Here is a 26,549-nt window from a genome sequence, read left to right as displayed (position 1 = left end):
AGGGTTTCTTGTTTCTTGGGAAAGGTGAAGGGGGATTCTTATTCAGCGACCTGGTCGTTGAACGGATTGACCAGCGCGTCGGCCAGCAGCTGCTTGAGCTCCTCGACGTGCTCGGCCATGTGGCCGGCGGCCGGGGAGGCCGAGCGCGCGCGGCCGGCGTAGTGCAGCTCGCGGCCCTTCGGCAGGACGGCCTGCAGGTGGTGCTTGATCTGGTACCAGGCGCCCTGGTTCTGGGGCTCTTCCTGCGCCCACACCACGTCGGTGGCGTTGCCGTACTTGGCCAGCTCGGCGGCGAGCAGGGCGCGCGGGAACGGGTACAGCTGCTCCACGCGGATGATCGCCACGTCGTCCTGGCCGCGCTTCTGGGCGTCTTCCAGCAGGTCGTAGTAGACCTTGCCCGAGCAGACCACCACGCGCTTGACCTTGGCCGGATCGGCCACGGCGTCGCCGATGATGTGCTGGAATTCGCCGGTGGCCAGCTCGTCCAGGGTGGACACGGCCAGCTTGTGGCGCAGCAGCGACTTGGGCGACATCACCACCAGCGGCTTGCGGGTGGTCATGCACAGCTGGCGGCGCAGCATGTGGAAGCACTGGGCCGGCGTGGTCGGGGTGCAGACCAGCATGTTCTCCATCGCGCACAGCTGCAGGAAGCGCTCCAGGCGCGCCGAGCTGTGCTCCGGACCCTGGCCTTCGTAGCCGTGCGGCAGCAGCAGCACCAGGCCGCTGAGGCGGCTCCACTTGGCCTCGCCGGCGGCGATGAACTGGTCGATCACGACCTGGGCGCCGTTGGCGAAGTCGCCGAACTGCGCTTCCCAGATGCACAGCGTGTTCGGGTCGGTGGTCGAGTAGCCGTACTCGAAGCCCATCACCGCCTCCTCGCTGAGCAGCGAGTCGATCACGGTGGCGTCGTCCGGGTTCTGCACCAGCTGGCGCAGCGGCAGGTAGTACTCGTCGGTCTTCTGGTCGTGGATGATCGCGTGGCGGTGGAAGAACGTGCCGCGGCCGGCGTCCTCGCCCACCAGGCGCAGGCGGTGGCCTTCCTCGAGCAGGGTGGCGTAGGCCAGGTTCTCGGCGAAGCCCCAGTCGGCCGGCAGGTCGCCGGTGCTCATCTTGGCGCGGTCTTCGTAGATCTTCTTGACGCGGTTGTGCATCTCGATCCCGGCCGGGATCGTGTTGATGACCTCGGCCAGCTTGACCAGCTTGGACTTGTCGTAGCCGGTGTCGATCTTGTCCTTCAGGCTGCCGGTCAGGTACTTGGACCAGTCGATCGCGAACTCGTCCTCGCGGCGCGGCGCCAGCTCGGTGGTGTACTCGCCCGAATCGAGCTTGCCGCGGTAGGCATCGACCAGCGCCTGGGCCTCGCCCGGCTGGATCACGCCGTCCTTCTCCAGCTGCGCCGCGTACAGCTCGCGGGTGGTCTGGTGCTTGCGGATGATCTGGTACATCACCGGCTGCGTGACCGCCGGCTCGTCGGCCTCGTTGTGGCCCCAGCGGCGGTAGCAGACCAGGTCGATGAAGACGTCCTTCTTGAACTTCTGGCGGAAGTCGTAGGCCAGCTCGGTGACGTAGGCCACCGCGTCCGGGTCGTCGCCGTTGACGTGGAACACCGGCGCTTCGACCATCTTGGCCACGTCGGTGCAGTACAGGGTCGAGCGCGCGTCGTCGACGCGGCTGGTGGTGAAGCCGACCTGGTTGTTGATCACGATGTGCAAGGTGCCGCCGATGGCGAAACCGCGCGCCTGCGACATCTGCAGCAGTTCCATCACCACGCCCTGGCCGGCCAGGGCGGCGTCGCCGTGGATCAGGATCGGCAGCACGCGGCTGCGGTCGGCGTCGCCGTAGCGCTCCTGGCGCGAGCGCACCGAACCGGCGACGACCGGGTCGACGATCTCCAGGTGCGAGGGGTTGAACGCCAGCGCCAGGTGCAGCGGGCCGCCCGGGGTGGCCACGTCGGCGGAGAAGCCCATGTGGTACTTCACGTCGCCGGTGTGGGCACGGTCGTCGTGGGCGTGCTCGAACTTGCCCTCGAACTCGTCGAACAGCTTGCGCGGGTTCTTGCCGAGCGTGTTGATCAGCACGTTCAGGCGGCCGCGGTGGGCCATGCCGATCACCACGTCGCGCACGCGCTCCTCGCCGGCGCGGCGCACCAGCACGTCCATCATCGGGATCAGCGAGTCGCCGCCTTCCAGCGAGAAGCGCTTCTGGCCGACGTACTTGGTGTGCAGGTAGCGCTCCAGGCCCTCGGCGGCGGTGAGCCGCTCGAGCATGCGCTTGCGGGTCTCGGCGCTGGCCTTGTACCTGCCGCCGTCCTGCTCCAGGCGCTGGTAGATCCACTGGCGCTGCTCGACGTCGGAGATGTACATGAACTCCGAGCCGATGCTGCCGTTGTAGGTGCTCTTCAGGCGCGCGAACAGGTCGCGCAGCTTCATGCGCGGCTGGCCGCCGACGCCTCCGGTGCTGAACTCGGTGTCCAGGTCCGACTGCGACAGGTTATGGAAGGGCAGGTCCAGGTCCGGCGGGTTGAGCGGCGGGGTCAGGCCGAGGGGGTCCAGGCGGGCGCCGAGGTGGCCGCGCGAGCGGTAGGCGGTGATCAGGCGACCGACGTTGCGTTCGCGTTCGTCGCTCGGACCGCTCCCCCCGCCGATGCCGTCGTTCAGGGCCTGCTTGGCCGCTTCGGCGATGTGGGCGACGACCGCCGAGTGCGGGATGTCGCCGGCTTCGCGGCCCTTGAAACCGTCGAAGTAGGCTTTCCACTTGGGATCGATGCTGTCGGGGGAGACGAGGTACTGCTCGTAGAGGTCCTCGATATAGGCGGCATTGCCGCCGGCGAGCTGCGAAGACTGCGCGAACTGCTTTAGTAGATTGTCCACGATCGTAGGTCGGGTGGGATGGCTTGGATGCGGTCTGCGCCCGGTACGGCACGCGCCGGGCCTGGATGAAGCCGAAAAAGTATACCCCCGCATCTACAGCGCAGATGTGTGGAACAGGTATGGGGCGATATGGCGCGGATATCGTGGAAGGCGCGGCCAGACCGGGCGCAGCCGGCGGGAAACGCGCGGATAACCCTGCTTTTTTCGCTTCGCCGGGAGCGGATGGCGGCCCGGGTCGCGCCGCTGGCCTGCACGGGATGCGGCCGGAATCCGGGTGCGTTGGACCAAAGTAGTAATCCGCCCGGTCAGGAGGCAGACAGGCGAGCGGGCTCGAGCGGCGCCGTTCCCGCGGAGGCGCTTCGCGGGAACGGCGGCGGCATCCGGGCGACGGTCAACCGGCCTCGTCTTCGGTGCCGGCGGGCTGGTAGTGCCCGGCCGCGACCAGGTCCGCGAGCGCGGCCCGGCCCTTCTCCGAGAGCCGCGCGTAGTCGCCCGCGTCGAGGGTCTCCCGCTCCGCCAGCAGTTGCGCATCGGCGACGGTGAGCGGGTACGACAGGCCCGTGCAGAACAGCGTGGCCCCGCGTTTGGCCCGGCGCCAGGCCACGCGCGACCAGGGATGGCGGTGCAGCGACAGGCCTTCGGCCAGGGCCCGCTCGAGCGCGGCGCGGTCGGGCGCGTCCGGCGCGGGCATCACCTCGCCCGAGGCGCGGTAGGTGGTGATGAAGCGGCCGAACCAGTCGCCGAGCTTGTCCGGATCGTTCATGCGCAGCGCATTGAGCGCCGCGATCGCCCGGCCCATCGCCGCGGTGTCGATTTCCCAGGGGTCGGCCGGCACGGCGAGGTCCTCGTCGTGGTAGCGGACGGCCTCGTCCGCTTCGGCGACGAGGGTGTCCAGGTAGTCGCCGATCAGCTCCGCCGACGAGGGCGCGCGCATGCCGATCGAGAAGGTCAGGCACGGATCCTCGGCGACGCCGTGGTGCGGCACCAGCGGCGGCAGGTAGAGCATGTCGCCGGGCGCCAGCACCCAGTCGTGGGTCGGGCGGAACGTGCGCAGCAGCTTGATGTCCACGTCGTCGCGGAAGGCCAGGTCGGGCGCCTTGCGGCCCATCGCGGCGCTCGCGTCGATCTGCCAGCGGCGGTGGCCGTGGGTCTGCAGCAGGAACACGTCGTAGTGGTCCACGTGCGCGCCGACCGAGCCGCCGGTGGCGGCGAAGCTGATCATGACGTCGTCGATGCGCCAGCGCGGCAGGAAGCGGAACTGCTCCAGCAGGGCGCGCACGTCCGGGTCCCACTTGTCGACGTCCTGCACCAGCAGGGTCCAGTCGTGGTCGGGCAGGCCCGGGAAATCCTCTTCCTGGAACGGGCCGCTGCGCACGCTCCAGTCGTCGCTGCCCCGGTCGTGGCGGATCAGGCGGGCGAGCACGCCGTCCTCGCAGGCCAGGCCGGCCAGGTCCTCGGGCGTCACCGGGGTCCGGAAATCCGGGAAGGCATTGCGGACCAGCAGCGGCCGCTTGTGCCAGTAGTCGCGCAGGAAGCGCTCGGCGGGCATGCCCAGCGGGTGCTGGCGGGTGGCCTGGATTTCGAAGGGCAGGGGATTGGAAGTCTTCTTCATTGCAAGGTCGCGGAAGGCGCGCGGCGCCATGGGGCGCCATTGTCGCCCAGCACGAGGCGGCCTGGCTTGCGCCGTGGGCGCCGCCGTCAGGCGGGATCGGCGATCTCGTCGTAGCCGCGGCCAAGGAACTGCAGCAGGCACCAGCCGTGGCCGAACGGATCGGCGAGCCGCACGAGCCGGCCCCAGGCCGCCTCGCGGATGCCGCCTTCCTGGATGAAACCGGCGCGTAGCGCGCGGTCCAGGGCGGCGTCGAGATCGTCCACGACCACGTCCAGATGCAGCGGCGTCCAGTGGCGGGCGTAGTCGCGCGGCCGGTCCATGGCGGCGATGGTGCCGGGCGGCTGCTCCAGCAGGTAGACCGGCACGGCGGCGCCGAGCAGTTCCAGGCACCCGCTCCCGAGGCGGCGGCCGGTGGCCAGGCCGAAGGCTTGCCGATAGACGGCTTCGGCCCGGGCCAGGTCGGGGACGTCGAGGTTGACCAGCAACTGCATCTTCGCTTCCTCGCGGTCGTGGCCGGGACCAGCGTGCCCGGGAAACGGCATGGCCCGCGCGGGGCGGACCATGCCGTGGATCAGATCGCGCGCGCCAGTCGCTCGGCCAGGCCGGTGTAGGCGCCGGGCGTCAGTTCGCGCAGGCGCTGCTTGTCGGCCGCGGGCAGTTCCAGCGACTCGACGAAGGCGCGCATCGATTCGGCGGTGATGCCCTGGCCGCGGGTCAGGGCCTTGAGCTGTTCGTACGGATTGGGCAGGCCGTGGCGGCGCATGACGGTCTGCACCGCCTCGGCCAGCACTTCCCAGGCGGCGTCGAGGTCGGCGTCCAGGCGCTGCGGGTTCACTTCCAGCTTGCCCAGGCCCTTGGCCAGCGATTCCAGCGCCACCTGGGTGTGGCCGAACGCGGTGCCGAGCGCGCGCAGCACGGTCGAGTCGGTGAGGTCGCGCTGCCAGCGGCTGATCGGCAGCTTGGCCGAGAAATGCTCGAACAGGGCGTTGGCCAGGCCGAAGTTGCCCTCGGCGTTCTCGAAGTCGATCGGGTTGACCTTGTGCGGCATGGTCGAGGAGCCGACTTCGCCTTCCTTGAGCTTCTGCTTGAAGTAGCCCAGCGAGATGTAGCCCCAGATGTCGCGCGCCAGGTCGACCAGGATGGTGTTGGCGCGGCGGGTCGCGTCGCCGATCTCGGCGACGTTGTCGTGCGGCTCGATCTGGGTGGTGTACGGGTTGAACACCAGGCCCAGGCCTTCGACGAAGCGCTGCGCGAAGGCCGGCCAGTCCACGTCCGGGTAGCTGGCGACGTGCGCGTTGTAGTTGCCGACCGCGCCGTTGATCTTGCCGGTCAGCTCGACCGCGCCGATCTGCCCGACCTGGCGTTCCAGGCGCGCCACGACGTTGGCGATCTCCTTGCCGAGCGTGGTCGGCGAGGCGGTCTGGCCGTGGGTGCGCGAGAGCATCGGCTGGCCGGCCTGGGCGTGGGCGAGGGCGCGCAGCGAGGCGGCGATGCCTTGCAGCGCCGGCACCAGCACCTCGCGGCGGGCCTGGTCCAGCATCAGCCCGTAGGACAGGTTGTTGATGTCCTCGCTGGTGCAGGCGAAGTGCACGAACTCCAGCGCCGGGCCGAGCTCGGCATCGTCCTTGAGCTGCTCCTTGATGAAGTACTCCACCGCCTTGACGTCGTGGTTGGTGGTGCGCTCGATCTGCTTCACGCGGGCGGCGTGCTCGACGGAAAAGCCGGAGGCCAGGGCGCGCAGCCTGGCCTTGCCGGCCTCGCTGAAGTCCTTCAGCTCGGCGATGCCGGGCTCGGCGGCCAGCGCCAGCAGCCATTCGATCTCGACCTTCACGCGGGCGCGGATCAGGCCGTACTCGGAAAAGATCGGGCGCAGGGCGTCGACCTTGGTGGCGTAGCGGCCGTCGAGCGGGGACAGGGCGAGCAGGGCGGAATCCGACATGGGGCAGGAGCTGGAAACGGGCGGGGCGCGTATTCTACGCCGCCCGGCGCGGGCGGCGGCCGTGCCGGCGGATACCGGCATGGCGCGGCGCCCGTCGTGCGTGGTGCCCGCATTCCCCTCCATGTCCTTCCATGTACCGCCACGTATTCGTCCGTTTGCCGTTGCTGTCCGCGTCGTTCCTGATTTCCCCGCTCCAGGCCGCCGTACCGGCGGCGATCGCCCTGCCATACCAGGTCCGTCCCGATATCCCCACCTGCGAGCCCGGCCGGCTGAGCGAGGCGACCCTGCAGCGGGTGCTGGACCTGGTCAACCAGCTGCGCACCCTGCACGGCCTGGCCCCGGTGGCCTATGCGCCCCAGCTGCAGGCCCAGGCCGACGCCGCGGCCCTGGTGATGGCCGCCAATGGCGCCCTCAGCCACATGCCCGCGCCGGACTGGCGCTGCGCATCGCCGCTGGCCCAGCAGGGCGCGCGTACCAGCCTGCTCTACGGCGGCGCCGTGTCCCCGCTGCCGGCGATGGGGAGCGCGGACGACATCGTCGCCCGCTGGCTGAGCGATACCAACAACCTGGTCGCCGACGGACTGGGCCACCGGCGCTGGCTGCTCGATCCGTTCCTGCGCGAGGTCGCCTTCGCCTGGGTGGCCGGGCCGCTCGCCAACGGCATGCAGAGTGGAGCGGCGGCGCTGCGACTGGAACGCGGCTCCAATGCCGAACCGCTGCGCGGGGGCGGCGAGGTGGTGGCCTGGCCGGTCGGCGATTACCCGGGGCGCTACTTCGATCCGAACGCCTGGCTCTCGTTCTCGCTGCTGGTCGATCCCAGCCGTCCCGGCGGCGCCAACCACGAGGTGGACTACCGGCAGGCCCGGGTGCAGGTGCGCGATCCGGACGGCAACGTGCTGCCGCTGCTGGCCCTGCGCTACGACAACGAGTACTACGGCCTGCCGAACAACCTGCAGTTCCGCGTGGCCGGGCTGCGCCCGGGTATCCGTTACGACGTGGTGGTCGATGGGGTGGGCGTGGCCGGTGAGCTGCGCGAATTCCGCTACGGGTTCCGGGTCGTGCCGTAAGGGGCGTGCGGAAGCGGCGGTTTCGATCGGGCCGGACCGGGCCGGCATCGGTTCGGGCAATCTCCAACTTCGTCGTCCCCGCCTGCGCGGGGACGACGGTGGGTATGCCGATGGCGAAAAACGCGAGCCGGAAGAACCGCGTCTTGCCGAGCGGCCTTCCGGCACGACGGTGCCGCTACTCGGCGAGGTCCAACGCTGCCTGCCGGGCCACGTCCACGGCCTGGATGCGGTGCCCGGCCAGCCGGCGCACGGTCAGCCGCAGGCCGTCCAGTTCCACGCTCTCGTCCTGCTCGGGCAGGCGCTGCAGGGTGTGCACGATCAAGCCGCCGACCGAGTTGATGTGGTCAGGCGCCGCGATGTCCTGGCCGAGCAGCCGCTCCAGCCGGAACAGCGAAATGCTGCCGGCCACCCGCAACGAGCCGTCGCCGGTGCGGGTCGGGGCGTCGGTGCTGGCGTGCAGGTGCTCGTCCTCGATCTCGCCGACCACCACTTCCAGCAGGTCTTCCAGGGTGAAGAAACCCATCACCCGGCCATGCTCGTCGGTGCACAGCGCCAGATGCGTGGCGCCGCTACGGAAGCGTTCCAGCACCTGCGGCACCGGCGCCTGCACGGGCACCAGCGTGGGTGCGCGCAGCAGGCCGGCCGGTTCCGGCGCTTGATTGCCGGCCGCCATCGCCACCAGCAGGTCCTTGGTGTGCAGCACGCCGAGCACGTCCTCGCCGTCGCGCGCGAACCACGGATAACGGCTGTAGCGGGATTCGGCGAACTCGGCCAGCACCTGCGGCAAGTCCATGCCTTCGCGCAACGCGCGCAGGTGGTCGCGGCTGCGCATCAGGTCGCCGGCGACCAGGTCGGGCAGTTCCAGCGCCGAGCTCATCAGCGACAGGCCGTCGTCGTGCGGCTGGTCCGGCTGCTGGCGGCCGACGATCAGCTTGAGTTCCTCGCGGCTGTAGCGGTGCGATTGGTGGCCGGGCCGTTCCCAGCCGAGCGCGCGCAGCAACCCGTTTGCGCTGGCATTGAGCAGCCGGATCGCCGGGTACATCAGCCAGTAGAACAGGTACAGCGGCGCCGCGGTCCACAGCGACATCTGGTCGGGGCGGCGGATCGCCATCGACTTGGGCGCCAGTTCGCCGAGCACGATGTGCAGGAACGAGATCGTGCCGAAGGCGACCACGAAGGCGACCATGCTCGCGGTTTCCGGCGCCAGCCCGATCGCGTCGAACAGCGGTTGCAGCAGGTGGGCGAAGGCGGGCTCGCCGACCCAGCCCAGGCCGAGCGAAGCGAGCGTGATGCCGAGCTGGCAGGCCGATAGGTAGGCGTCCAGGTGGCCGTGCACGCTGAGCAGCAGGCGGCCGCGCCAGCCCTGGTCGCGCGCCAGGCCGACGGCCTGGGTATGGCGCAGTTTGACCAGGGCGAATTCGGCGGCGACGAAGAAGCCGTTGAGCGCCACCAGCAGCAGGGCCAGCAGCAGGAGAAGCAGGTTGCCGATCATCGCGCGTCACCTCGTGCCGGGGCGGTTCCGAGGGGCGCGTCGCAAGCGGTGCGAGGGCGGAAGCGGGAGGAGTTGCGTCGTCGGTATCGACTGTCGGGGTCGTCGTCCATGCAAGGGGATGGAATCGTGCGGAATCCCGATTGTAGGGCGTGTCGTCATGTCCCGAGTAGGCCGCGTTGGGTCTGGAAAGCCGTCAGCCGGTGTTGCATGGCGCGGCGCCTGACTGGCCGTCAGGTCAAGCCGCGCGGCGCCGGATGGCGGCTTTCCAGGCCCAACCCACGGGGCAGCCGCTGCGCGCACCCGGGACTGCGTCATCGCTCGGGCGTGGACGGACGTCCACTTCCTCGCTCTTCCTTGCCCCGAGCACGCGCAGCGACGGCGCGACCTGCTCGGACATGACGACACGCCCTACCGGACGCCCCGGCGCTATGCTTCGCAGGTCACGCCCGCCCTTCGCCAGCCGCGACCTTGCCGGACGCCCGAGCCCCGTTTCACCGAGCATTGGGGCGTAGGGAGGATCGTTCCGGTTCGAGTCCCGTCATTCCGCAACCTGGGAGTTTCCGATGAAAGAACGTTTCCGGACCGAACACGACAGCATGGGCGAGCTGCAGGTGCCCGCCGATGCGCTGTGGGGCGCGCAGACCCAGCGCGCCGTGCAGAACTTCCCCGTGTCCGGCCAGCCGATGCCGCGCGGCTTCATCCGTGCGCTGGGCCTGATCAAGGCCGCCGCCGCGCAGGTCAACGCCGAACTCGGCCTGTTGCCGAAGGCGGCGTCCAAGGCGATCCAGGCCGCCGCGCTGGACGTGGCGGAAGGCCGCCACGACGCGCATTTCCCGATCGACATCTACCAGACCGGTTCGGGCACCTCGTCGAACATGAACGCCAACGAGGTGATCGCGACGCTGGCGTCGCGATCGTCCAAGGACGCGGGCAAGGGCGGCATCCATCCCAACGACCACGTCAACCTGGGCCAGAGCTCCAACGACGTGGTGCCGACGGCGATCCGCGTCTCCGCGCAGCTGGGCGTGGTGGAACAGCTGCTGCCGGCGCTCAAGCACCTGCGCAAGACCATCGACAAGCGCGCCAGGAGCCTGGACAAGGTGGTCAAGACCGGCCGCACCCACCTGATGGACGCGATGCCGCTGACCTTCGGGCAGGAGTTCCGCGCCTGGTCGGCGCAGCTGGCGTCGGCGCAGGAGCGCATCGAGGACAGCCTCAAGCGCCTGCGCCGGCTGCCGCTGGGCGGCACCGCGATCGGCACCGGCATCAATGCCGACCCGCGTTTCGGCGGCAAGGTCGCCAAGGCGCTGACCGCGCTGGCCGGAACCAAGTTCGAGAGCGCCGGGAACAAGTTCGAAGGGCTGGCCGCGCAGGACGACGCGGTCGAGTTGTCCGGCCAGCTCAACGCGCTGGCGGTGGCCCTGATCAAGATCGCGAACGACCTGCGCTGGATGAATTCCGGGCCGCTCGCCGGCCTCGGCGAGATCGAGCTGCCCGCGCTGCAGCCGGGCTCGTCGATCATGCCGGGCAAGGTCAACCCGGTGATCCCGGAAGCGACGGTGATGGCCGCCGCGCAGGTGATCGGCCACCACGCCGCGATCACCGTGGCGGGGCAGACCGGCAACTTCCAGCTCAACGTGGCGCTGCCGCTGATCGCCGCCAACCTGCTGGATTCGATCCGGCTGCTGGCGAACGTCTCGACGCTGCTGGCCGACAAGGCGATCGCCGGGCTGAAGGTGCGCGAGGACAACGTCAAGCGCGCGCTGGATCGCAATCCGATCCTGGTGACCGCGTTGAACCCGGTGATCGGCTACGAGAAGGCCGCGGCGATCGCCAAGCGCGCCTACAAGGAGAACCGGCCGGTGCTGGACGTGGCCAAGGAGGACAGCGGCCTGTCCGAGGCCGAACTGCGCCGGCTGCTGGATCCGGCCGCGCTGACGGAAGGCGGCATCCACGCAGGCGCCGGCGGCGGCGGTTGAGGCTGCGCTTCGATTGAGGCCCCTCTCCCTCAGGGAGAGGGGCTGGGGTGGGGGTACGGGCGAAGCGGCGTCCGCACCCTCATCCGGCGCTTCGCGCCACCTTCTCCCGGTGAGAGAAGGAACTGCGCTCCCCGGGAGGGGAGCAGGCGCTGCCTCAATGCCGCTCGGCCTGCAGGTTGCCGAAACTCTCGCGGTACGGCTGCAACGGCGGGATCGCCTGCAGCAGCTCGCCGCTGAGCTGGTCGATCTCGGGCGTGGACCGCACCGGGATCGCGCGATAGTCCGGATCGGGCTTGGCCTCGGCCAGCGCTTGCTGGCGCAGCATCTGCAGGTGGCCGAACAGCAATTGCAGCTTGGCGCGGTTGGGCGCCTGCTGCGGCAGCACGATGTCGTCGATGCGCAGGGTGCCGTCGGGGCTGATCTGCGCATTGGCGGCCGGCGCGCGGCGCAGCAGCACGGCGTCGCTGCTGATCGAGACGCGCGGCTTGGAGCGCTCGGCGCGGTCGGAGGACGAACGGCCGCAGGCGACCAGCGCGGGCAGCAGGAGCGCGGCCAGGCAAAGAAGGAGGAGTTTCTTCATGGGAGAACGGCGCGGAGGAAGATTGCGCCATTCTATGGGTCCCGTCCGTTTTTTGTAGGAGCGGCTTTGGCCGCGATGGGGCGTTACCGGCAACGCCCCATCGCGGCTAAAGCCGCTCCCCACAAAAGCCGCTCCTGCGTTCAGGGGCTGGCATGTCGCCGGCCCACGCCGGTTGCCTCACTGGGCCGAAAGCAAGTCCAGCGGCTCGTGGATGCGATAGATGCCGGATTCTGCGGCCATTTGTCGCAAGTAGTTGCCGTGTCCGGCCCCGTAGATGACCAGGATGCGGTCGCCCTCGGCGGTATTCCTGGCGATGTTGTTGAAGATCGCCAGGTTTCTTCCGAACCAGTACTGCACCCAGTTCGCGCCGATCGGGTCGTCAGGCGTGCCGAACAGGCCGACGAGGTAGTAGCTCCTGGCGTTCTTGCGGAGCCATTGGTCCGAGTTGAGGTTCTTCAGCATGTCCAGGATGGAACCCTGGTTGAGAACGCGTTGATCGTTGTCGGCCCAGATTTTTCCTTCCGCCAGAAACGCCTCGTATTGTTTCTGCTGCTGATGGCGTTCGATGGCCTTCGGGTAGTTGATGCTCTCCTCGTCCTTGATGGCACCCATGCCGTCCGAGTCCACGGCGTAGATCTTGTCGGGCTCGAGCCCTGGCTGCAGGCGATCCGGAACCCGAGCTGTTCGGCTTCGCTCCTGCCCAGCGGGCGCGAGCCCTTGCAGGACTCGGCATAGTTCTGGCGGATCCTCTCCTGCTGCTCGCCATCCACCTCAAGCATGATCCTGGTCGGCCGGTAGCGTTCGATCAGGCCGGCGGCCTCCGCAATCTCGCGCTGCCGCCGCTCCGACAGCACGTCGTCCGCCTGGGTGTTGTGCACGTCGCGCCCGGGGTTGTTCATGTGGTAGCTGCCGATGAACAGGTAGTCGGCATACGGCGTGACCGACTGGGCGTTGGCCTGGGTGATGGCGGAAGCCGCGAAAGCGGCGAACAGGATGGCGAGGAGCTTCGAACGCATCGCTATCTCCATGAGATGAGGGGGTGGCAAGTCCGCCGCCGGCGCACACCCAGCCGCGCGGGCTTCGTGGGGAGCGGTGGCCCGGTCCTGGCTCAGCCGTTGCGGCAGTCCGTGGCGCTGTCCGTGTCGAGGTGGGCGTACGGCTTGAACGCCGGTACCTGGACGGCGAGGGCGTCCTGCGCGGCCTTCAGCCGGTCGAGGTGGTCGCAGATCTTCAGCGCCTGCTCCTTGATCCTGTCGGCCTGGGCTTCGACCTTCTCGCCGATCTTGTCGGTGTCGCCGCTGAGCACGCCCTTCAGCGCATCGCCGGCGGCCTGCACGCCGAGCAGGGCGCCCTGCTTGCCGATTTCGACGCCTTGCTGGGCGATCGCGCCGAGCTGGCTGCGATAGTCCAGGGCCAGCTGGCGCTGCGCGTCGGTCAGCGTCACCGCCTTGCCGTCGATCAGCAGGTCGCCGCTGGCGGTGATCGTGGCCGAAGGCAGGCCGTCGGCATCGAGCACGAGGCTGCCGTCGCGGAACAGGATGCTGTGGCCGCCGTCCTTGCTTTGCACGCGGGCGGTCTCGGACTGGTTGCAGGCGGTGGCGAGCGCGACGGTCAGTACCAGGAGCGGGACGAGTCGATGGAGTTTCATGGGGACGATGCCTTGTGGGTTCGTGGGAACGCTCAATCCTTGCGCGGAAGCGACACGCTGCCGCGCACGCCGCTGTGGTGCACGTCGCCGCTGCCCTTGCGCCTCAGCTCCAGGTTCCCGGATACGTTGCGCACGCCCAGGTCGCCCGATCCGATCGAATCGACGGTGACGCTGCCGTCGACGTCGGCGAGCTCGACGTCGCCGGAACCGATCCGGCCGATGCGGACCGAGCCTGCGACGCTGGAGATCTTCACGTCGCCGGAGCCGACTTCGCCGACCTCGACCGGACCGCGCACGGTGCGGGCGGTGACGTCGCCGGAGCCGACGTCGAGCAGCTTGAGGCCGCCGATGTCCTGCAGCTTCATGTCGCCCGAGCCGGTCTTGGCGGTGACCATGCCCTTGACGTTGCGGATGTCGACGTCGCCGGAGCCCACGTCCGCGCTCAGCACGGTGCCGCCGGTGGACCAGGCGTCGCCGGAGCCGACGTCGAGCTGCACCAGCAGCGCTTCCGGCACGGTGGCCTGGATGTCGAGGTACGAATAGCTGTGGCCCAACGTGAGCTTGAGCGGCCGGTCGTTGGCGAGCTCGACGACCAGGCGGTCGCCCTCGCGCCTCTGCGTCACCTTGAGGTCCTTCAGCAGGTCCTCGTTCGAGGCGCAGGCGCGGCCTTTCAGCGCGCTGCCGGTGCCGGGGGCGGCCTGCAGGTGCAGGTCGTTGGCGTTGACCTTGAACAGCACCGACCTGGCGCCGGCCAGGTCGAGGGCCAGCGAGTGCGGCTCGCTGAACTTGCACTGGTCCTCGGCCATCGCCGGTGCGGCCAGCATCAGCAGGGAAGCGGTAAGCAACAGTCGCATGGTCATGTCCTTGGTCGTGGCGGGGCCTTCGACGGCCCCGCATCTCGGTGCAGGAGGATCAGATCTCGCCGTTGCGGCGGCGCAGGTAGATGGCGGCGGCGATGAAGGCGATGCCCACGACCGCGCCGATCCAGATATCGGGGTTGCCGTAGACCTTGGCCGGGTTGCCGTGCTGGAAGGCCCAGCTCAGCAGGTCGGCCGGACCATGGAGGGCGTCGCTGTCGATCGAACTGCCCTGCAGGCCGCGCGGCGACCAGGAACCCGGCCACACGCTCAGCAGGCCGCGATAGGCGACGATGTACCAGATCCAGCCCAGCGGCAGGTGCACGCCCGGCATCGCGGCGAGGATGCTGATCATCACGCAGGCCAGCAAGGGCACCAGGACCGCCCACAGGAACGGCTTGCTGCCTGCCCAGGCCGAGCAAAACATCAGCCAGCCGACCGTCGGCAGCGACCACAGCAGCCCCATCGGCACGGTCATCGCCACCAGTCCGAGCACCCGGAACGGATGCGAATGGGTCGCCATCGCCCACGGGTTGGGCATGCCGGCGGCGGCCGCTCCCAGCATCGCGATCAGCCACAACGCGATGCCGACCAACAGGCCGATGACGATCGCGATCAGCGGCGCGAGCAGCAAGGCCCAGGCGGCCTTGGCGAGCACGGCCTGGGTGTCGGAGATCGGCAGCGACTTCCAGAACAGGATGCTGCGGTCGCGGCGATCGTCGTACAGGCTGCCCAGCGCGTAGAAGAACACCACGAAGGCGAGCACGATCGAGGCGATGCCGATGCCGCCCAGCAGGAGGCCGTCGCCGATCGAGCCCAGCGTGCGGGTGTACTCCTGCACGTCGTCGATCCGGACCTTGCCGTCCTCGATGACCATGTTGTGGCGTGCGCTGATCACGCTGATCACCGCGCCGAGCGCGGCGAAGAACACCGCGATGCCGCCGGTGATCACCTGCGCCCAGAGGAATCCGCCGCGGTTCTCCCAGAACTCGCGCCTGAGCAGCCAGGCGAAGGTGCTGCCCTTGGACGTCTTCAGCGAAACGGCGTTCATGCGTAGGTCCCCTTCATGATGGCGACGAACAGGTCGGCGAGGCCGGGCGTGCGGGTCTCGCCGAGGGCGGCGAGCCGGTCCTTGGGGACGCCGTCGAACAGCATCACGGTCTTGCCGAAGGGCAGGCCGCGCTCGTCGATCGGGCGCAGCGCGCGGGCCTCGTCCACGCGCTCGCCGGCCACCAGCAGCTCGGTGTAGCGGTCGGAGAGGTGTTCCATCTCGGCCGACAGCACCACCTTGCCGTCGCGGATGAACATCACGTCGCTGAGGATGTGCTCGATCTCCTCGACCTGGTGGGTGGTGACCAGGATGGTCTTCTGCTCGTCGAAGTAGTCCTCCAGCAGGCGCTGGTAGAACTGCTTGCGGTAGAGGATGTCCAGGCCGAGCGTGGGTTCGTCCAGCACCAGCAGGCGCGCGTCGATCGCCATCACCAGCGCCAGGTGCAGCTGCACGATCATGCCCTTGGACAGTTCGCGCACGCGCAGCTTCGGGTTGAGCTGGGTGTTGGCGAGGAAGCGCTCGCACTTGGCGCGGTCGAAGCGCGGGTGCACGCCGGCGACGAAGTCGATCGCCTCGCCGACCCGCAGCCAGCGCGGCAGCACCGCCACGTCGGCGATGAAGCACACCTCGTTCATCAGCCGGTCGCGATGGGTGTGCGGGTCCAGGCCCAGCACGCTCAGTTCGCCCTCGTACGGGGTCAGGCCCAGGATCGCCTTCAGCGCGGTGGTCTTGCCGGCGCCGTTGGGGCCGATCAGGCCGACGATGCGGCCGGCACCGATCTGGAACGAGGCGCCGTCCAGGGCCAGCTTGTTCTTGTAGGCCTTGCGCAGGCCATGGGCGGATACGACGTGTTCGGGTGCGGCGTTCATGAGGATTTCCCCGGGGGCAGCAATTCTTCCAGACTCAATCCCAGCCGCTGGATGCGCTCCAGCACGGCCGGCCATTCCTCGTTGAGGAAGCGCTCGCGCTCGCTGCCGCGCAGCTTGAGCGCCGCTTCCTCGGTCATGAACATGCCCAGCCCGCGGCGCTTTTCCACCAGGTTCTCGTCGGCCAGTTCCTGGTAGGCGCGCGAGACGGTGATCGGATTGAGCTGGTACTCGGCGGCCACCTGCCGTACCGAGGGCAGGGCATCGCCCGGCTTCAGGATGCCGTCCAGCATCATCGCGATGACGCGTTCCTTCAGTTGGCGGTAGATCGGAGCGCCGTCGCTCCACTGGATGTCACTCATAGGTCAGCTCCGTGGGCGCAGGATCTGCGCGAAGGAGAAGTAGGGCATCGACATCGAGGCGCGCTGGCGGCGTGCAGGCCGCTTCGGGGCCCCGGGGGGCGTCGCGTTTTCCTGATCCGTTTCCGAGGCGCCATAATCGGCGCCGGTGTCCGTGACCCGACCGGAAGCGGCTCCCAGGCATCCCGCGGAAAGCAGTACGGCGCTACACAGCAACAACGGAAACGGTCGCTTGAAGAGCCTGGAGTACATGGTGCCCCCTGCGCTGGATGACTGGTGTTGTATGTGACTATAACACCGGCACGCAGGGTGTCAACCCGCTGTCATACCCAACCAAAGACAGGGGCGGCCCGGTCCCGCCACCTCCGCACCGGGGTCCGCATGAGCGCATTCAAGAAGCTGTTGAGCGTTGTATTCGCAGGGTTTTTCGCAATCGCCGGGACGGCATCGGCCGCGACGCTGCTCGATCTGGACTACCGGCCGCTGGCCGGCAAGACGCCGGTCAACCTGAACGCCCGTTACGGCGGCAAGGTGCTGCTGGTGGTCAATACCGCCAGCAAGTGCGGTTTCACGCCGCAGTACGAGGGGCTGGAGGCGCTGCAGCAGCGCTTCGCCCCCCAGGGGTTCTCGGTGCTGGGCTTCCCCTCCAACGACTTCAAGGGCCAGGAGCCGGGATCGGAGAAGGAGATCCAGGAGTTCTGCACGCTCACCTACGGGGTCAAGTTCCCGATGTTCGAAAAGGTGCACGTGGTCGGCGGCGAGGCCACGCCGCTCTACAAGGCCCTGGCCCGCGACACCGGCGTGGCGCCGGGCTGGAACTTCCACAAGTACCTGATCGCGCGGGACGGCCGGGTCGTGGCGCAGTTCCCGAGCAAGGTGCGTCCCGACGACCCGGCCTTGCTGGCCGCGATCGAGCGCGAGCTCAGGGCGCCGGCGCCCACTCGCCCGCGCTGAGCCGCGGCATCGCGCCGGACGCTCTACTTCGGCCGTGCCTGCATGCGACAATGACGTGGGTCCCCCACAACAGCACGGCACATCCCTGTGCCGGGATTTACATCAGACTTGCGCCGGCGGCGGCGCTGTTCTCATCACCCAGGAATCGCAGCGAATGAAGATGGCAATGCGCGGCGCGGCAGCGTCGCTGATGATCATGGCAATGTCGGTTTCCATGCCTGCAATGTCGCAACAACCCGCCGCCCCGGCGGCCAGCAAGGAGACTCAGACTTTGACTACCGACCGACAGAAGGTCAGCTATGCCATCGGCCTGGACGTGGCGCGCTCGTTCGAGCCGATCGCCCAGGACATCGACCTGGCCGCCATGCAGCGCGCGATCGAGAACGCCTTCAAGGGCGGCAAGCCGCTGCTCTCGGACGAGCAGACCCAGGCCACCGACACCGCGCTGCGTACCGCGCTCGCGGTGCGCAACGGCCAGCAGGTCCCGGGCATGGCGCCGGGCAGCCAGCCGCCGGCGGTGTCCAAGGAGAACGTGGGCCTGATGCTGGGCGACCGCGCGGTCGGCCCGTCGCTGGCGCGCATCCAGGACGACATCGAGCTGCCGGTGCTGATGCAGGCGGTGCGCACCGTGTTCGAGAAGGGCACGCCGGCGCTGACCCAGCAGGAAGCGGCCGCGACGCTGCAGGCCTTCGGCGCCGCCAAGCAAGCGGCGGCGGCCAGCAAGAACCGCGAGGAGGGCAATGCCTTCCTGGCCAAGAACAAGAACGAGAAGGGCGTGATCACCACGGCCTCGGGCCTGCAGTACATGGTGCTGCGCCAGGGCAGCGGCGAGCGCCCGACCGCCACCAGCAAGGTGCGCGTGAACTACGAGGGCAAGCTGCTCGACGGCACGGTATTCGACAGCTCCTACGGGCGCGGCGAACCGGCCGAGTTCGGCCTCGGCCAAGTGGTCAAGGGCTGGACCGAGGGCCTGCAGCTGATGCCGGTGGGCTCCAAGTACCGCTTCTGGATCCCGTCGAACCTGGCCTACGGTCCCGATGGCACGCCGGGCGGCCCGATCGGCCCGGATTCGACCCTGACCTTCGACGTGGAACTGCTGGGCATCCTGCCGTAATCCCGCGCGAGGCCCTGTCCGCGCGACCGACGGGACCGGCGACGGTCCCGTCGGTGGCCGGTGCAGGCTCCCAGGGAGGCCGGGCGTACCGGGGCCGCATGGTGTTGGCCGGCGGCAATCGGTACGATCCGCCGGACATCGACGGGGCCCCGTGGCCCGAGACGCAATTGGACGAGGTCGTTCGCTGCATGCACGAGGAAATGACGCCGCGCGAGCAGGCCATCGAGGCGCGGCTGGTGGAACTGGAAATGCGCCTGTCGTTCCAGGAGCAGGCCCTGGCCGAGCTGAGCGAGGCGTTGGCCGACGCGCGCATGGCCAGCGCGCGCAACGCCGAGGTGATCCGGCACCTGCTGGACGATCTCGGCAAGGTGCGCTCGGCCCTGTATTCCGATCCGGCGGACGAGCCGCCGCCACCGCACTACTAGGCACGCCACGGGCGTCGGGATGCGCATCCGTCCCGGTGCCCATGGCGCCCCAACCGGGTCCGCCCGGCCGCCGCGGCCGGCCGGACCGCCGAGTCCCATCGACGTTCCATCGAGTTGTCCGTCCCATGAGCAATTCCCTGCGCGACCAGTTGCTTGGCCTTGGCTTCAAGCCGGCCCCCAAGCCCGAACGCAAACCCGAACAGCGCGGTCCACGCCCCGACAAGGGCGCCAGGCCGGCAGGCGGCAAGCCGCATCCGGCGCACGCGAAGGGCAAGCGCCCGCACGGCGGCAAGCCGCGCGAGCGCGAGGACATCGACCTGGCCAAGGCCTATGCGATCCGCGCGCAGAAGGAAAAGGACGAGCGCATCGAGGCCGAGCGCATCAAGCAGGAAGAGGCGCGCCAGCGCCGCGAGGCGCGCGCGAAGCTGGAAGCGATGCTCAAGGACAAGGCCCTCAACCAGGTGGACGCCGAGATTGCCCGGCACTTTCCCTACGGCGGCAAGATCAAGCGCATCTACGTGACTGCCGACCAGCTCAAGGCGCTCAATGCCGGCGAACTGGGCGTGGTGCAGCTCAATGGCCGCTACCTGCTGGTGACCGCCCAGGTGCTGGCCGAGGTCGAGGCGATCTTCGCGCCCGCGGTCGCGTTGAAGGTGGATCCCGACGCGCCGGCCGAGGAGGATCCGTACGCCGATCCCAAGTACCAGGTACCGGACGATCTGGTCTGGTAGACGCCGCCCCATCCAGGCAACGATCGCCGGCGGTCCTCGTCCGGCCCGAACGATGACCCATTGATCGACGAGGCAGGGATGAACCCACGCCAGGGGAATGGCTATTTCGCCCATATCGACGGCTTGCGCGCGATCGCGGTGCTGGCCGTCATCGCCTACCACCTCGATGCCCGTTGGCTGCCCGGCGGCTTCACCGGCGTGGACGTGTTCTTCGTCATTTCCGGCTTCGTGGTCAGCGCCTCGGTCGACCGCCTGCCGAGGCTCGGGGGCGCGGCGGAGCTGTTGCGGTTCTATGCGCGCCGCCTGCGCCGCATCGCCCCGGCGCTGGTGGCCTGCCTGCTGGCGACCTCGGTTGCCAGCGCGTTGTTCATTCCCGAATCCTGGCTGAGCGAGACCAGCGACAAGACCGGGCGGATGGCGTTCGTCGGGCTGAGCAACTGGGTGCTGGCCAGCACCGGCAACGACTACTTCTCGCCGCGCACCGAGTTCAATCGGTACACGCATACCTGGTCGCTCGGCGTGGAAGAGCAGTTCTACCTGCTGTTCCCCTGGCTGTTCGCGGCCTGGACGCGCGGGCGGGGCGGGCGTGCGCTGTCGCTGGCGCTGTTCGCCCTGGCGGGCGCGGGATCGCTGGCATACGCCTGGACGCGTTCGCGCGTACCCGGGCACGAGATCGATTCGTTCTACCTGACCACGACGCGCTTCTGGCAACTGGGTGCCGGCGTGCTGCTCTACCAAGTCCTGGCATGGCGGGAGAGCCGGGACGACGTGCGCGGATCCGATGCCGGCGTGGCCATGCCGGCGCCGGTGCGATGGCTGTTGGCGCTGGCGTCGCTGGCCGCCGTAGGGTATGGCCTCGGTTGGGCGCGACCGGGGCATTCGCCGTGGCCGGACGGCGCATGGCCGGTCCTGGGAACGCTGGGGCTGATCGCGTGCCTGCACGGCCATGGCCATCATGGCGTGGGGCGTTGGCTTTCCATCCCGCCACTGGTGGCGATCGGCCGCATGTCCTACTCGCTCTACCTGTGGCATTGGCCGGTGCTGGTGGTGTTGCGCTGGACCGTCGGCCTCGATTCGCTGGCGGTGAAAGCCGCCGCTTTGGCGCTCACGTTCGCGCTGGCGGCGGTGTCGTACCGCTGGGTGGAAACGCCGTTCCGGCACGGTGGGGCGCACCGGTGGCGGAACGGGCGCCTGGTGCTCGCCGGCGTCGCTGCGCTGGTGCTCGCGGCAGGCCTGCAATCGCTGGTGGTCAAGAGCCAGCCCTATACCTCGTTGAGCACGGTCAGCCGGCATCCCCTGGACTGGTACGCCTATGCTCGCGGCCTGCGCAAGGAATACCCGCATTGCCGGCAAGCTTCTTCGACCGAATCGGCGAACGGCGTGCAGGTGCGGGTCTTCGGGCGCGGAAGCTGCGACCTGCCCGTCGCGATCGGGCGCCGGCTGTTCGTGATCGGCGATTCTCACGCATTGGCCTACAACGAGATGCTGCGGCGCCTGGCGTTGGTCGATGGCGTGCCGGTACGCCTGTACGGAGCGGGCGGCTGCGCCATCGCGGACATGCAGGCCTGGCAGGGGCCCCAGCCGGAATGCGCCGCCCGCCTGCAGGCCGCGCTCGACGACGTGCTTGCCCGTGCCCGCCCCGGCGACGTGCTGTTCCTGCCCGGCCTGAGGATGCCGCGCCTGGCCGAGCAGGACGAGTTGTTCGATCTTTCCTCGAACCTGGCGAGCATGCGCGACCCGGCCGCAGTCAGCGGCCGGGCGGCGCTGGCCGCGGCCACCGTCGCGCAATTGCGTCCGCTCGACGCACGCGGCGTGCACGTGGTGGTCGAAGCGCCCAAGCCCTTGCTGCAGGCGCCGCCCTACCGCTGTTCGGACGGGTTCAATCGCGGCAATCCGGTCTGCGCGAAAGGCATCCCCATCGGCCGCGCGGCGATGGAAGCCTATCGCGCGCCGGCGCTGGAAGCCTTGCAGGAGATCGTCGCGCGGCTCCCGAACGCGAGCCTGTGGGACCCGTTCCCCCTGTTGTGCGGGCCGGCGCAGTGCACGGGCGAGCAGGATGGGCGGCCCCTGTACTTCGATGCGGACCACCTCAGTGGCCATGGCAACCGGGTGTTGCTGCCGGCGTTCCGGGCGCACCTGCTGCGGTTGCCGCCGGCAGGCTGAATACCGGCAGTGCCCGCCGGAAAGAGACCGGCCGGGCGATGAAATGGTGCGGTGCGGCATGCGTCCGGGCGAGCGAACCCGTCTAATTGGATCGATCCAAACGACAGGCCTGCCGACCGCGATGCTCCGCGCCATTTTCTTGCCCCCGCCGTGGCGTAATCCTGCATGACCCGCACGGGTCGGGGCCTGGACCGACGGGGTGGGGCGGCGGGATTCCTGTTGCAACGCCCGAAAGTCCCCGCCGTACCGTCACGGACGCTGCCTTCCAGGGCGGCTCCGTGCCTGCGCGCCCGCGGCGGACCACCTCGAACCACTCCATCACCCAGCGCCGCACGTCCTCGTGCGGGTGTCCTTTCCACCCGGCCGGTATCCCGATGACTACCACCCAACGCTCCGTCACCCATCGCGTCGCACTGACGGTCGTCACCACGATCTTCTTCATGTGGGGCTTCCTGACCTGTCTCAACGACATCCTCATCCCGCACCTGAAGTCGGTGTTCGAGCTGAACTTCGCGCGCGCGATGCTCGTGCAGTTCACCTTCTTCGGCGCCTACTTCCTGATGGCGTTGCCGGCCGAGCGCCTGGTGGCGCGACTGGGCTACAAGAACGGCATCGTCGCCGGACTGGCGATCGCCGGCATCGGCGCGCTGGGCTTCTGGCCGGCGGCGGAGCTGCGCGTCTACAGCGCCTTCCTCGGCGCGCTGTTCGTGCTGGCCACCGGCATCACCGTGCTGCAGGTGGCGGCCAACCCGTACGTCTCGCTGCTGGGGCCGGAGCGCAGCGCATCGAGCCGGCTGACGCTGGCGCAGGCGTTCAACTCGCTGGGCACCGCGATCGCGCCGCTGATCGGCGGTTGGCTGATCCTGTCCAACACGGTGATGAGCGGCGACCAGCTCGCGCAGCTGCCGCAGGCCGAGCAGATCGCCTACCGCGTGCAGGAGGCGCAATCGGTGCAGGGGCCGTACCTGGGCCTGGCGGTCGTGCTGTTCCTGCTGGCGGTGTTCGTCTTCCTGTTCCGCCTGCCGTCGCTGACCGAGGCCACCGAGAAGGGCGACGCCGGCCACCACCACACGCTGGGCGAGGCGTTGAGGCATCCGCACGTGGCGTTCGGCGTGCTGGCGATCTTCTTCTACGTCGGGGCCGAGGTGTCGATCGGCAGCCTGATGGTCAATTATTTCTCGATGCCGCAGATCGGCGGCTTCAGCGAAGCGCAGGCGACCCATTACGTGTCGGCGTACTGGACCATGGCGATGATCGGCCGCTTCGTCGGTTCGGCGTTGCTGGCGAAGATCTCGCCGCGCCTGCTGCTGTCGCTGTTCGCGCTGGTCAACGCGCTGCTGCTGATCGTCTCGGTGTCCACGACCGGCATGGTCGCGGTGTATTCGCTGGTGGCGATCGGGCTGTTCAACTCGATCATGTTCCCGACCATCTTCGCGCTGGGCATCGAGCGGCTCGGCCCGCTGACCGGGCGCGCATCGAGCCTGCTGGTCATGGCCATCGTCGGCGGCGCGATCGTGCCGTACCTGCAGGGCCAGCTGGCCGACCACATCGGCCTGCATCCGTCGTTCCTGCTGCCGGCGCTGTGCTACCTGTACATCGTGTTCTACGGCGTATGGGGTTCGCGCCTGCGCGGCGAGCTGGCCAAGGAGGCTGGCGCGTGAGCGGAGCGAACAAGATCGTCTGTTTCGGCGAGGCGCTGATCGACATGCTGGCGCAGTCGCCGGCCACCGCCGACGCGCCGCGCGCGTTCCTGCAGTTCGCCGGCGGGGCGCCGGCCAACGTCGCCGTGGCCGTCGCCCGGCTCGGCGGCGACAGCCATTTCGCCGGCATGCTGGGCGAGGACATGTTCGGCGATTTCCTGCTGCAGAGCCTGCGCGAGGCCGGGGTCGCCACCGATGGCGTGGTGCGCACCCGCGAGGCCAAGACCGCGCTGGCGTTCGTCGCGCTCGACGAGCACGGCGAGCGCAGCTTCAGCTTCTACCGGCCGCCGGCGGCCGACCTGCTGTTCCGCGCCGAGCATTTCGCCGCGGGCCTGTTCGAAGGGGCGGCGGTGCTGCACGTGTGTTCCAACAGCATGACCGAGCCGGGCATCGCCGAGGTCACGCTGGAAGGCATGCGCCGCGCGCAGGCGGCCGGCGCGATCGTCAGTTTCGACCTCAACCTGCGGCCGATGCTGTGGCCCGCCGGCGTGGATCCGGCGCCGTGGCTGTGGCAGGCGCTGGCCCTGGCCGACGTGGTCAAGCTCTCGCGCGAGGAACTGGACTACCTGGCCGGCGCGCTCGGGGCCGATGCGGCGGCCGTCGAGCGGAAGCTCTGGCAGGGCCGCGCACGACTGCTGCTGGTGACGGACGGCGGCAGCGCGCTGCGCTGGGCCACGCGCGCGGAACGCGGCGAGGTGCCGGCGTTCCGCGTGAAGGTGCAGGACACCACGGCCGCCGGCGACGCCTTCGTCGGCGGCTTGCTCTACCAGCTCGCGCGGCGGCTGCAGGGCGCGGCGGCGCTGGACGGCTTTTGCGCCGACCGGGAGGCCATCGCGCAGGCACTGCGCTTCGCCGCCGCGGTCGGTGCCCTCGCGGTCACCCGCAAGGGCGCTTTCGCGGCGATGCCGACGCTCGCCGATGTCGATACCTTGATCCAGGAACAACCATGACCCCACTTCCCGAGCATCCCGCGCCGGACTTCCGTTCGGCCGATTTCCTGCGCAGCCACATCGCCGACACGATGGCGTTCTACCACCCGCGCTGCATCGATCCGGCCGGCGGCTTCTTCCACTACTTCCGCGACGATGGCAGCGTCTACGACGCCGGCCACCGCCACCTGGTCAGCAGCACGCGCTTCGTCTTCAACTACGCGATGGCGTACCGCGAGTTCGGCAATGCCGAATACCTGGACGCGGTCGGCCACGGCCTGGCCTACCTGCGCGACGTGCACCGCAACCCCGCCACCGGCGGCTACGCCTGGACCCTGCGCGACGGCAAGGTCGAGGACGACATGAACCACTGCTACGGCCTGGCGTTCGTGCTGCTGGCTTACTCGTGCGGCCTCAAGGCCGGCATCGAGCAGGCGAGAGCGTGGATGGACGAGACCTGGAACCTGCTCGAGCAGCGCTTCTGGGAGCCGGCGTACGGCCTGTACAGGGACGAGGCCGATGCGCGGTGGAACTTTACCGGCTACCGCGGCCAGAACGCCAACATGCACATGTGCGAGGCGATGCTGGCGGCCTACGAGGCCAGCGGCGAGCAGCGCTACCTCGACCGCGCGCTGCTGCTGGCCGACCACATGACCCGCCGCCAGGCCGCCAAGGCCGGCGGGCTGGTGTGGGAGCACTACGACGCGCGATGGGAGATCGATTGGGACTACAACCGCGACAACCCCAGGCACCTGTTCCGCCCGTGGGGTTTCCAGCCCGGCCACCAGACCGAGTGGGCCAAGCTGCTAATGATCCTGGACCGCTACACCCGTGCCGATTGGCTGCTGCCGGTCGCGCGGCACCTGTTCGATACCGCGGTGGCGCGCTCGTGGGACGACAAGCGCGGCGGTCTGTACTACGGCTTCGCGCCCACCGCGTCCGAGCGCGCCGGCGCCGCGCTGACGAGCGCGGAAATCTGCGACGACGACAAGTATTTCTGGGTGCAGGCCGAATCGCTGGCCGCGGCGGCGCTGCTGGCCGAGCGCAGCGGCGATGAGCGCTACTGGCAGTGGTACGACCGGCTCTGGGACTATTCCTGGAAGCACATGGTCGATCACCGCCACGGCGCGTGGTACCGCATCCTCGACGCCGACAACCGCAAGTACAGCGACGAGAAGAGCCCGGCCGGCAAGACCGACTACCACACCATGGGCGCCTGCCACGAGGTGCTGAACGTGGTGCGGCCGCGGCAGGGTTGAGCGACCCGCAGGGGCGACGGGGCCGGCGGCCTGCCGGCCTCCGCCGCCGGGGGGCGTCACTCGCGCGCGACGTTCGCGTCCGCGCGGTAGGGCAGCACCTCGGGTACGCCGGCATCGTACTGGGCCAACACCTCGTCGAAGCCGAAGCGGGGACGCCAGCCCAACCGGGCGATGGCACGGGCCGGATCGTAGACCCGGTCGATGGCGGCCGGGAGCGCCCAGCCGCGCTCGGCGTAGCGACTCACCAGCGCCGGCGCGCGCCTGGCCAGCACGCTGGGCGCATCCCGTGCCAGCTCCGCGGCGTCCTCGGGCAGGAACGGCGTGGCGCCCGAGACCACGAAGCGCTCCGCCGCCGCGCCGGCGTGCGTGACGGCAGCGGCATGGGCGGCGGCCACGTCGCGCACGTCGATGCCGCGGTGCAGGCGGAACGCCGCCATTACCTGTACCGGCTCGGGGAAGCAGCGCGACATGCGGACGATCCGCAGCGAAGGACCGCCCTGGAGCGCGGCCTGCTCGAGCAGCCGCTCGGCTTCCAGCTTGGTGCGGTGGTAGATCGTCTGCGGTTCCGGAGGCAGGTTTTCGTCGACCCAGCCAGCGCGCCCGGCCGGCGTCGCCGCGGTACCGTACAGCGCGGTGGTGCTGGTGAACACGATGCGCCGCACGCCGGCCGTCGCCGCCGCATCGAGCAAGCGGCGGGTGCCGTCGACGTTGATCCGGCGGAACGTCGCTTCGGACGCATAGGGCACGTGCGGTGCATGCAGCGCGGCGGTGTGCACCACCGCGTCCGTGCCCGCCAATGCCCTGGCCAGCAGTGCCGGATCGGTGAAGTCGCCGACCAGCTCGCTGGTGGAACTCGGGGTGGTGTCCAGCCCCACGACCTCGTGCGCGGCAGACAGCCGGACGTGGATGGCACGCCCGACCCGGCCGGCGCTGCCGGTGACCAGGATCTTCATC

The 26,549-nt window shown here is 69.3% G+C and carries 23 protein-coding genes; 10 read left to right on the top strand and 13 right to left on the bottom strand.

Annotation, left to right across the window (positions count from 1 at the left end):
* Positions 1–38 precede the first annotated feature (38 nt).
* The 4 genes from M3M27_RS12270 to purB form a co-directional block, all read right to left on the bottom strand.
* A complete protein-coding gene (locus tag M3M27_RS12270) occupies positions 39–2,870 on the bottom strand; it encodes a 2-oxoglutarate dehydrogenase E1 component (protein WP_140720330.1) in 2,832 nt (943 codons plus the stop codon).
* 391 nt (positions 2,871–3,261) lie between these two features.
* Positions 3,262–4,482, bottom strand: a complete 1,221-nt coding sequence (locus M3M27_RS12265) for a JmjC domain-containing protein (RefSeq protein WP_434025809.1) — start codon at positions 4,480–4,482, stop codon at positions 3,262–3,264.
* Positions 4,483–4,568: 86 nt separating this feature from the next.
* Positions 4,569–5,024 (bottom strand): VOC family protein, encoded by a 456-nt coding sequence (locus M3M27_RS12260; protein ID WP_434025808.1) that lies wholly within the window; start codon positions 5,022–5,024, stop codon positions 4,569–4,571.
* A 29-nt stretch (positions 5,025–5,053) separates the two neighbouring features.
* A complete protein-coding gene (gene purB / locus M3M27_RS12255; protein WP_140720335.1) occupies positions 5,054–6,421 on the bottom strand; it encodes an adenylosuccinate lyase in 1,368 nt (455 codons plus the stop codon).
* A gap of 131 nt (positions 6,422–6,552) precedes the next feature.
* On the opposite strand from purB, the gene M3M27_RS12250 reads away from it, so the two are divergent.
* Positions 6,553–7,488: a CAP domain-containing protein gene (locus tag M3M27_RS12250; RefSeq protein WP_434025807.1), complete on the top strand. Its 936-nt coding sequence runs from the start codon at positions 6,553–6,555 to the stop codon at positions 7,486–7,488.
* Between the two features lie 175 nt (positions 7,489–7,663).
* On the opposite strand, the gene M3M27_RS12245 is transcribed toward M3M27_RS12250, so the two are convergent.
* Complete coding sequence (locus M3M27_RS12245; RefSeq protein ID WP_434025806.1) at positions 7,664–8,980, bottom strand: hemolysin family protein; 1,317 nt, start codon at positions 8,978–8,980, stop codon at positions 7,664–7,666.
* Positions 8,981–9,543: 563 nt separating this feature from the next.
* Between M3M27_RS12245 and M3M27_RS12240 the strand changes: the two genes are divergently transcribed.
* Complete coding sequence (locus M3M27_RS12240; protein ID WP_140720342.1) at positions 9,544–10,959, top strand: class II fumarate hydratase; 1,416 nt, start codon at positions 9,544–9,546, stop codon at positions 10,957–10,959.
* Between the two features lie 154 nt (positions 10,960–11,113).
* Here M3M27_RS12240 and M3M27_RS12235 read toward each other — a convergent pair whose 3' ends face one another.
* The 7 genes from M3M27_RS12235 to M3M27_RS12205 all read right to left on the bottom strand — a co-directional run bounded on the left by M3M27_RS12235 (position 11,114) and on the right by M3M27_RS12205 (position 16,323).
* Entirely contained in the window at positions 11,114–11,539 is a 426-nt protein-coding gene (locus M3M27_RS12235) for a hypothetical protein (RefSeq protein WP_434025805.1), read from the bottom strand.
* 177 nt (positions 11,540–11,716) lie between these two features.
* Positions 11,717–12,151 (bottom strand): DUF5694 domain-containing protein, encoded by a 435-nt coding sequence (locus M3M27_RS12230; protein WP_434025804.1) that lies wholly within the window; start codon positions 12,149–12,151, stop codon positions 11,717–11,719.
* 496 nt (positions 12,152–12,647) lie between these two features.
* On the bottom strand, positions 12,648–13,187 hold the full coding sequence (locus M3M27_RS12225) for a DUF2884 family protein (protein ID WP_434025803.1): 540 nt from the start codon (positions 13,185–13,187) through the stop codon (positions 12,648–12,650).
* 32 nt (positions 13,188–13,219) lie between these two features.
* Positions 13,220–14,041, bottom strand: coding sequence for a DUF4097 family beta strand repeat-containing protein (locus M3M27_RS12220; protein WP_434025802.1), 822 nt, complete (start codon positions 14,039–14,041; stop codon positions 13,220–13,222).
* 58 nt (positions 14,042–14,099) lie between these two features.
* The gene (locus M3M27_RS12215; RefSeq protein WP_434025801.1) at positions 14,100–15,095 is read right to left on the bottom strand and encodes an ABC transporter permease; all 996 of its coding nucleotides are present in this window, start codon (positions 15,093–15,095) and stop codon (positions 14,100–14,102) included.
* A complete protein-coding gene (locus M3M27_RS12210; protein WP_434025800.1) occupies positions 15,092–15,964 on the bottom strand; it encodes an ABC transporter ATP-binding protein in 873 nt (290 codons plus the stop codon). The genes M3M27_RS12215 and M3M27_RS12210 overlap by 4 nt, the downstream gene beginning before the upstream one ends.
* Positions 15,961–16,323, bottom strand: a complete 363-nt coding sequence (locus M3M27_RS12205; protein ID WP_140720371.1) for a GntR family transcriptional regulator — start codon at positions 16,321–16,323, stop codon at positions 15,961–15,963. The genes M3M27_RS12210 and M3M27_RS12205 overlap by 4 nt, the downstream gene beginning before the upstream one ends.
* A gap of 378 nt (positions 16,324–16,701) precedes the next feature.
* On the opposite strand from M3M27_RS12205, the gene M3M27_RS12200 reads away from it, so the two are divergent.
* From M3M27_RS12200 to M3M27_RS12165, 8 genes are all read left to right on the top strand, one after another.
* Positions 16,702–17,274 (top strand): glutathione peroxidase, encoded by a 573-nt coding sequence (locus M3M27_RS12200; RefSeq protein WP_434025799.1) that lies wholly within the window; start codon positions 16,702–16,704, stop codon positions 17,272–17,274.
* Between the two features lie 166 nt (positions 17,275–17,440).
* Positions 17,441–18,388, top strand: coding sequence for an FKBP-type peptidyl-prolyl cis-trans isomerase N-terminal domain-containing protein (locus M3M27_RS12195; protein ID WP_434028015.1), 948 nt, complete (start codon positions 17,441–17,443; stop codon positions 18,386–18,388).
* 188 nt (positions 18,389–18,576) lie between these two features.
* A complete protein-coding gene (locus tag M3M27_RS12190; protein WP_140721874.1) occupies positions 18,577–18,813 on the top strand; it encodes a SlyX family protein in 237 nt (78 codons plus the stop codon).
* Between the two features lie 125 nt (positions 18,814–18,938).
* Positions 18,939–19,544, top strand: coding sequence for a DUF2058 domain-containing protein (locus M3M27_RS12185; RefSeq protein ID WP_434025798.1), 606 nt, complete (start codon positions 18,939–18,941; stop codon positions 19,542–19,544).
* 78 nt (positions 19,545–19,622) lie between these two features.
* Positions 19,623–21,707, top strand: coding sequence for an acyltransferase family protein (locus tag M3M27_RS12180; protein WP_434025797.1), 2,085 nt, complete (start codon positions 19,623–19,625; stop codon positions 21,705–21,707).
* Positions 21,708–22,081: 374 nt separating this feature from the next.
* Entirely contained in the window at positions 22,082–23,368 is a 1,287-nt protein-coding gene (gene fucP, locus M3M27_RS12175; RefSeq protein WP_434025796.1) for an L-fucose:H+ symporter permease, read from the top strand.
* Complete coding sequence (locus M3M27_RS12170; RefSeq protein WP_434025795.1) at positions 23,320–24,357, top strand: carbohydrate kinase family protein; 1,038 nt, start codon at positions 23,320–23,322, stop codon at positions 24,355–24,357. Before fucP ends, M3M27_RS12170 begins: the two co-directional genes overlap by 49 nt.
* Positions 24,354–25,595 carry an AGE family epimerase/isomerase gene (locus M3M27_RS12165; protein WP_434025794.1) on the top strand — a complete coding sequence of 414 codons (1,242 nt, stop codon included), beginning with the start codon at positions 24,354–24,356 and terminating at the stop codon, positions 25,593–25,595. Before M3M27_RS12170 ends, M3M27_RS12165 begins: the two co-directional genes overlap by 4 nt.
* A gap of 56 nt (positions 25,596–25,651) precedes the next feature.
* On the opposite strand, the gene M3M27_RS12160 is transcribed toward M3M27_RS12165, so the two are convergent.
* A complete protein-coding gene (locus M3M27_RS12160) occupies positions 25,652–26,548 on the bottom strand; it encodes an NAD-dependent epimerase/dehydratase family protein (RefSeq protein ID WP_434025793.1) in 897 nt (298 codons plus the stop codon).
* Position 26,549 lies beyond the last annotated feature (1 nt).

It is taken from the genome of Xanthomonas boreopolis (assembly GCF_046529185.1).
Classification (GTDB): domain Bacteria; phylum Pseudomonadota; class Gammaproteobacteria; order Xanthomonadales; family Xanthomonadaceae; genus Pseudomonas_S; species Pseudomonas_S boreopolis.
The sequence above is the reverse complement of the archived record's forward strand: the minus strand, read 5'-3'. Positions and strand labels throughout refer to the sequence as shown.